Genomic DNA, 7,351 nt, shown 5'->3' on the forward strand with positions numbered 1-7,351 from the left:
GCGGTCAGCGGTAGGGGGTCGACGGTCGGGAGCCGACGGTCGACGCGGTCGGGTTGTGGCGGTGGGTAGCGGGGAGGCGGTCGGGGTCGGGCCGTGGCGCTGGGGCCTGGCCGAGGCGGCACACGGGTGCCGACCGGCGTGAAGGACCCGTGCGGGTGCGGGTGCGGGTGGACGAAGGGTGCGGGTGAGGCAACCGGACGACGTGCGTCGGTCGTGGTGGACAGGAGCGCCCGCCGTCCGGAAGGGCGGCAGCAAACCGTGACAGGTTGACCCCGCAGCGTGCGGCGGGGCAAGCGGTTTTGCGCGGCACCGTCCGGAACCGGCGGGCCGCGTGCCCGTCTCCCTCGGGGCAGCGAGCGGCGGTCAGCCCGCGGTGTCGTGGCAGGGTGGGGTGACGGCTCCGTCGACCAGGGCGTCGAGCAGGTGGCCGAGGACCGCGCGCTGCCCGTCGTCCAGCGGCGCGAGGATCTCCTCGGCGGCGGCCCGGCGGGCCGCGTGCAGTTCGCGCAGTGCGGCCCGGCCCGCGTCGGTGAGTTCGATGCGGGTCACCCGGCGATTGGCCGGATCGGGTACCCGTCGCGCCTTGCCGGCCGCCTCCAGCCCGTCGACCAGCGTCGTGACCGCGCGGGGCACCACCTCCAGCCGCTCGGCCAGGTCGGCCATCCGGGGCGGAGCGTCGTAGTGGGCGAGCGTCCGCAGCAACCGGGACTGGGCCGGCGTGACGCCGACCTCGCGCCGCTCCAGATGGCGTTTCTGGATGCGGTGGACCCGACGGGTGAGCCGCAGCAACTGCTCGGCCAGTCGGGCGTCGGGGTCGGGGGTGGTCATGCGGGAACATTATCAGGACGTCGTTCATTGTGAATACAGGTAACAATGAACGTGGTAACAATGAACGGGCCCGGTGACGCGGCTGCGGAAGCGCCTCGGGACGGCCACCACCGAGGAGAGAGACGGGGAAAGGAGACCATGTACCCCGACCACCAGCCCGCCTGGACCCCACCCGCCGACGGCGGGCAGCAGCCCCGGCAGGTGCGCCGCATCCTGCGGCTGTTCCGGCCCTACCGCGGCCGTCTCGCCGTCGTCGGCCTGCTGGTCGGGGCGGCGTCGCTGGTCTCGGTCGCCACCCCGTTCCTGCTGAAGGCGATCCTCGACGTGGCCCTCCCGCAGGGCCGCACCGGGCTGCTCAGCCTGCTCGCCCTCGGCATGATCGCCGGCGCCGTCCTCACCAGCGTCTTCGGGGTGCTGCAGACGCTGATCTCCACGACGGTCGGCCAGCGGGTCATGCACGACCTGCGCACGGCTGTCTACGGGCGGCTGCAGCGGATGTCGCTCGCCTTCTTCACCCGCACCCGCACCGGCGAGGTGCAGTCGCGCATCGCCAACGACATCGGCGGCATGCAGGCCACCGTGACGTCCACCGCCACCTCGCTGGTGTCCAACGTGACCAGCGTGGTCGCCACCGTCGTCGCGATGCTCGCCCTCGACTGGCGGCTGACCGTGGTCACCCTGGTGCTGCTGCCGCTGTTCGTGTGGATCAGCCGCCGGGTCGGCGACGAACGCCGGAAGATCACCACGCGGCGCCAGAAGCAGATGGCGGCGATGGCCGCCACGGTCACCGAGTCGCTCTCCGTCAGCGGCATTCTGCTGGGCCGCACCATGGGCCGCTCCGACTCCCTGACCCGGGCCTTCTCGGACGAGTCCGAGCGGCTGGTGGACCTGGAGGTGCGGTCGAACATGGCCGGCCGCTGGCGCATGGCCGTCATCACCATCGTCATGGCCGCCATGCCCGCCGTCATCTACTGGACCGCGGGCATCGCCCTGCAGGCCGGGGGGCCGCAGGTGTCGATCGGCACCATCGTCGCCTTCGTCTCGCTCCAGCAGGGCCTGTTCCGGCCGGCCGTCAGCCTGCTGTCCACCGGCGTGCAGATCCAGACCTCGCTCGCGCTGTTCCAGCGCATCTTCGAGTACCTCGACCTCCCCGTCGACATCACCGAGCGCGAGGACCCGGTCCGCCTCGACCGCGTCAAGGGCGAGGTCCGCTTCGAGAACGTCACCTTCGGCTACGACGGCAAGGGCGGCCCGGTGCTCGACGGCGTCGACATCACCGTCCCCGCGGGCTCCGGCCTCGCGGTCGTCGGCTCCACCGGGGCGGGCAAGTCCACACTCGGCCATCTCGTGCCCCGGCTGTACGACGTGACCGGCGGCCGGGTCACCCTCGACGGCGTCGACGTCCGCGACCTCGACTTCGACACGCTGGCCCGCGCGGTCGGTGTGGTGTCCCAGGAGACGTACCTCTTCCACGCCTCGGTCGCCGACAACCTCCGCTTCGCCAAGCCGGACGCCACCGACGAGGAACTGCGCGCCGCCGCCGAGGCCGCCCAGATCCACGACCACATCGCCGCCCTGCCCGACGGGTACGACACGATCGTCGGGGAACGGGGCCACCGGTTCTCCGGCGGTGAGAAGCAGCGCCTCGCGATCGCGCGCACCATCCTGCGCGATCCGCCCGTGCTGGTCCTCGACGAGGCCACCAGCGCCCTCGACACCCGCACCGAGGCCGCCGTGCAGAAGGCCATCGACGCGCTGTCGGCCAACCGCACCACGCTCACGATCGCCCACCGGCTGTCCACCGTCCGGGGCGCCGACCAGATCGTGGTGCTCGACGCCGGACGCGTCGTCGAACGCGGGACCCACCGCGAACTCCTGGAGCGGGACGGGCGCTACGCCGCCCTGGTACGCCGGGATGCCCAACTGGAGCCGACAAGATGACGATATGCCAGGTTTGCGGAGATTCGCGGGTTACCGTGCCCGCATGCAGACGAACACTCCGCCACGGAGCACGATCCGACTGACGCGCCGGGGCCGTCTCGCCCTCGTCGTGACCGGGGCCGTCGTGGCCGGCACCGCCGTGGCGGTGCCGCTGCTGACCCTGGGCGACGACGGGGAATCCCGGCCCACGACCCTGGTGATCCCGGAGGGCCGGCGCGCGAGCCAGGTGTACGCGGCCGTCGACAAGGCCCTCGCCCTCCCCGCCGGCACGACGCGCAAGGCCCTGCCGAAGGCGAAGCTCAGCCTCCCGGAGGAGGCCGAGGGAAATCCGGAGGGCTACCTCTTCCCGGCCACCTATCCGCTGGGCGAGAAGGCCACCCCGGAGAAGCTGCTGTCCACGATGGTCGACACGGCCAACAAGAAGTTCAACGGCGCCCCCATCGCCGCCGGCGCCCAGCGCAACGCGATGAACGTCTACCAGGCGGTCACCATCGCCAGCATCGTCCAGGCGGAGGCGGCCACCGAGGCGGACATGGGCAAGGTGGCCCGGGTGATCTTCAACCGGCTGGAGCGCGGCATGCCGCTGCAGATGGACTCCACCATCAACTACGCCCTCAACAGGTCCTCACTGCGCACCACGGCGACCGACACCAAGATCGACAGCCCCTACAACTCCTACGAGCGCATGGGGCTGCCGCCCACCCCGATCGACAACCCGGGGGAGGAGGCGGTGCGCGCCGCGATCAATCCCACGCCGGGGGACTGGCTGTACTTCGTCACCGTGCGGCCCGGTGAGACCCGCTTCACCGCCGACTACGCGGAACACCAGCGCAACGTCGCGGAGTTCAACGCCGAGCAGAAGAAGGCGGCCGAGCAGAAGAAGAGCTGAGCAGCGGACCGGCCGCCGGAGCCGCTCGGGCCACGGCCGGCTCCGGCATCGGGCGGTCGTTCGGTGGGTGGTCGGCGGTTGTCCGGCGGTTGTCCGGCGCGTGTCCGGCGGTGCGGTCGTGAGGGCGGGACCGGCTCCTGCTTCCGGCGGTCGTCCGACGGTTGTCCGGCGGGCCTTCAGGCCGTGAACGGCTCCCGCTCCGACGTTCCCCCGACGGGCGTCACGCGGCGGCCCGCTCCCGTTCCAGCAGCCGCCGGATGTCCCGCACGGCCGCGCGCCCGGCCCGGTTGGCGCCCACGGTGCTGGCGGACGGGCCGTAGCCGACCAGGCGGACACGGGGGTCGGCGACCGTCCGGGTCCCCTCGACGCGGATCCCGCCGCCCGGCTCCCGCAGCCGCAAGGGGGTCAGGTGCTCGACCGCGGGACGGAACCCGGTCGCCCACAGGATGACGTCGGCCGCCACCCGCCGCCCGTCCGTCCAGGCCACCCCGTCCGGGGTGATCCGGTCGAACATGGGCTGCCGGTCCAGCACGCCGTCGGCCAGGCCCCGGCGGATCGCGTCGTTCAGGGGGAGCCCCGTCACGGAGACGACGCTGCGCGGCGGCAGGCCCTGCCGCACCCGCTCCTCCACGAGGGCGACGGCGGCACGCCCCGCCTCCTCGTCGAAGGGGCCCTCGACGAAAACCGGCGGCCGCCGCGTCACCCAGGTGGTCTCCGCCGCGAGGGGCGCGATCTCCAGCAGGTGCTGGGTGCCCGAAGCGCCCCCGCCGACGACCACCACCCGCAGCCCTGCGAACGGCTCCGGCCCCGGGTACTGGGCCGTGTGCAACTGGCGGCCCCGGAACGTCTCCTGGCCCGGGTAGCGTGGCCAGAACGGGCGGTCCCAGGTCCCGGTGGCGTTGATCAGCGCCCGGGTCGACCAGGTGCCGTCCGACGTCTCGACCAGCAGCCGTCCGTCCCGCCCCTCCCGCACGGCCCGGACGTCCACCGGGCGCCGCACCCGCAGGCCGAAGGTGTGCTCGTAGCGGTCGAAGTACTCCGTGATGACCTCGGAGGACGGTCGCTCCGGATCGGCGCCCGTGAGCTCCATGCCCGGCAGCGCGTGCATGCCGTGCACCTTGCCGTACGTCAGCGACGGCCACCGGAACTGCCAGGCACCGCCCGGGCCGGGGGAGCGGTCCAGCACCACGAAGTCGCGCTCCGGCTCGAAGCCGGTGCGCCGCAGGTGATACGCGCCGGACAGCCCTGCCTGCCCGGCGCCGATGACGGCGACCTCGACCTCACGCATATCGTTCACATTTCTACTAACGCTGCGCCGCGCGTGGATCTTCCCAGCAGCGACACCCACCGGCCCCCTCCGCCGGCGAGCGCGCCCTCTCCCGTTCGATGGCCCCGCAGCCCCACCCCCACCCCCCTCGCCGCCGCTCCCCGGACCCGACCCGCACCGCGTCACCGTCCCGGTGCCACGCCGCCGTTACCGTGCCGCGCCGCCGTTACCGTGCCGCGATTGCGGAGTACGCAGCCGTCCATGGGTCAGGATGGAGAGCATGTCCGCCACCTTCACCACCCGAGTCCTGACCGTGTCCACCGGCTCCGAGGAGCGGGTCGTCGACCTCACCGGCGACTGCGAGACGTTCCTGCGGGACGCCGCGGCCGGCCGCGACGGGTTGCTCAACGTCTTCGTGCCCCACGCCACCGCCGGCATCGCGGTCATCGAGACCGGAGCCGGCAGTGACGACGACCTCCTCGCCGCCCTGCGCACCCTGCTCCCCGACGACGACCGCTGGCAGCACCGGCACGGCAGCCCCGGCCACGGCCGCGACCACGTCCTGCCCGCCATCGTCCCGCCCCACGCCACGCTCCCGGTGGTCGGCGGACGCCTCGAACTGGGCACCTGGCAATCGGTGTGCCTGGTCGACACCAACAAGGACAACCCCGACCGCAAGGTGCGGCTGAGCTTCCTCGGCTGACGGAGAGCGTCCAGCCGGGGCGTGTGCCGCCGCTTCTCCGTGCCATGCGTGCTTGAACGGGAAGAAGGGCGCGGTACGGACCTTGATGCGGCCGAGCGTCCTTGCGACGGATGCGGCAAGTGCCTGCTCGGAGAGCGGCGGCTGTCGCGCGTGAAGTCGGCGACGTCTTCGCCTGAGCGCCAGCGCGAGAACGTGCTCACTGCCGCCGCATCCGTCGGGGCGCACATCATCGGCTGGGCGGACGACTGGGAGGTCTCCGGCGCCACGGATCCCGTGACCCGCCCCAGCCTGGGCCCGTGGCTCCGTGACGAAAGGGGCCCGTACGACGGCTTGGCCGCGGCAGCGGTGGACCGGCTCGGCCGCAATGTCGTCGACTGCCTGAACACCGGCTGCAAGATGCGGGACGAGAAGAAGATGCTCGTCACGTACGGCCACGACGGGGTCTGGAACCTCGACGACCCCGCCGACGAGAACCGCTTCACCATGGAAGCCTGGGCGCGAAGATGGAACTGCGGGCGATCCAGCGCAGGAACCGTGACGCCACCGTCAAGACCCGTGCCGCCGGCCGTCCGAAGGGCAAGCCGTCGTACGGCTTCCGGTACGTGCGGAAGGTGATGCGAGGAAAAATTGATCAGGTCCAGCTGCACCCGCACGCCTCCGAGGTGTTGCGCGAGGTCGCCCGCCGCATCTTGCGCTTGCCGGAGCAGGACGGCCGGTCTGCGGCAATGCGGTCGATCGGCAGCAGCGTGCCGTCCAGGATCAGGAACACCTTCATCGACGCAGTCCGCACCACGTCGGCCAGGCTGGGGGCGAGGGCGGCCAGGAGTTGGACAGCCTCGGTGACAGAGCGGTAGGCCGTCGTGGTTCCGACGCCGAACCTGGCCGCGAGCTGGGCGTGCGTGTGCCCCACCCGCAGATGGGCGAGTGTCAGTAGGGCCTGGCGGCCGGCACTCAGGCGCCGCCAACGGGAACCGATCGCACGGCGATGCCGCCGCAACCGCTGCGTGAGGAGACGGGGGGCGGAGCTGGACACGTCGACGCCCGACGGGTAGACAAGCACGTGAAGCCTCTGGTGGAGACGGTTCTCTTGGTCGAAAACCCATCTACCAGGGGCTTCACCATGGTGTCAGCCCAACTGCCGCACTTCAGAGATAGGTTGAAAAGCGCTCAGTATCTCTTGCCGGTGTCGGCGGAGGACTGTCGGGTGACGTCACAGGGCTTATCAGCAACGCCGACTCGCTCGACCAGCTCAGGAGTTGGGGTCGGGACAAAGAAGTCTCCGGCCATTACATTTTCGGAGTCGTTGCCGGACATGATTCCGGATTCAATATGAACGGAGCATGGGGGAGGAACAGCAAGGGCGAGCCCGTGTGGGCCACTGAAGTGGGTGACGGAGTCGGCATCGAAGCAGGAGTGGAAACGGGCGTAAAATACACACCTGGGAATGCTCGATGCGGCTCAGATGCAGTAGAGGAAGAACCCTGTGCCGCCGGTCCGGGAAATAGCTTTTCTCGGGCTGGCGGCCTCCGAGCCCGAGCACAGTAAAAGAAATTTTTCGTGTTTGTTGTTCCCCTGCTCCTCGGATTCGCTTGTCTCGCCTTCGGCTTGGCGCTAGCCTCGTGCTTTCACGAGGTGGCCTGTCCAGTGGTTGATCAGAAACGCAGAAAGTGCCTCTGACCAGCAAGAATGAGGATTGTCGAGGTCCTTGTTCCTGCCACCGTCG

General features: G+C 70.9%; 6 protein-coding genes and 1 pseudogene. 4 read left to right on the forward strand and 3 right to left on the reverse strand.

Annotated features, from left to right (window positions below; all coding sequences use genetic code 11):
* Nucleotides 1-363 precede the first annotated feature (363 nt).
* Nucleotides 364-828 (reverse strand): MarR family winged helix-turn-helix transcriptional regulator, encoded by a 465-nt coding sequence (locus tag AC02VZ_RS10355; RefSeq protein ID WP_432053811.1) that lies wholly within the window; start codon nt 826-828, stop codon nt 364-366.
* A 138-nt stretch (nt 829-966) separates the two neighbouring features.
* Between AC02VZ_RS10355 and AC02VZ_RS10360 the strand changes: the two genes are divergently transcribed.
* Nucleotides 967-2,769 carry an ABC transporter ATP-binding protein gene (locus tag AC02VZ_RS10360; protein WP_476475211.1) on the forward strand — a complete coding sequence of 601 codons (1,803 nt, stop codon included), beginning with the start codon at nt 967-969 and terminating at the stop codon, nt 2,767-2,769.
* Nucleotides 2,770-2,812: 43 nt separating this feature from the next.
* On the forward strand, nt 2,813-3,658 hold the full coding sequence (gene mltG / locus AC02VZ_RS10365) for an endolytic transglycosylase MltG (RefSeq protein ID WP_432053813.1): 846 nt from the start codon (nt 2,813-2,815) through the stop codon (nt 3,656-3,658).
* A 220-nt stretch (nt 3,659-3,878) separates the two neighbouring features.
* On the opposite strand, the gene AC02VZ_RS10370 is transcribed toward mltG, so the two are convergent.
* Nucleotides 3,879-4,955, reverse strand: coding sequence for an NAD(P)-binding domain-containing protein (locus AC02VZ_RS10370; RefSeq protein ID WP_476475212.1), 1,077 nt, complete (start codon nt 4,953-4,955; stop codon nt 3,879-3,881).
* A gap of 250 nt (nt 4,956-5,205) precedes the next feature.
* On the opposite strand from AC02VZ_RS10370, the gene AC02VZ_RS10375 reads away from it, so the two are divergent.
* Nucleotides 5,206-5,628 (forward strand): YjbQ family protein, encoded by a 423-nt coding sequence (locus AC02VZ_RS10375; RefSeq protein ID WP_476475213.1) that lies wholly within the window; start codon nt 5,206-5,208, stop codon nt 5,626-5,628.
* Between the two features lie 48 nt (nt 5,629-5,676).
* Nucleotides 5,677-6,243: a recombinase family protein gene (locus tag AC02VZ_RS10380; RefSeq protein WP_476475214.1), complete on the forward strand. Its 567-nt coding sequence runs from the start codon at nt 5,677-5,679 to the stop codon at nt 6,241-6,243.
* A 73-nt stretch (nt 6,244-6,316) separates the two neighbouring features.
* On the opposite strand, the pseudogene AC02VZ_RS10385 reads toward AC02VZ_RS10380, so the two are convergent.
* Nucleotides 6,317-6,688, reverse strand: a pseudogene (locus AC02VZ_RS10385) (transposase family protein); the annotation flags it as partial.
* Between the last annotated feature and the right edge of the window lie 663 nt (nt 6,689-7,351).

It is taken from the genome of Streptomyces sp. 3-6 (assembly GCF_056323165.1).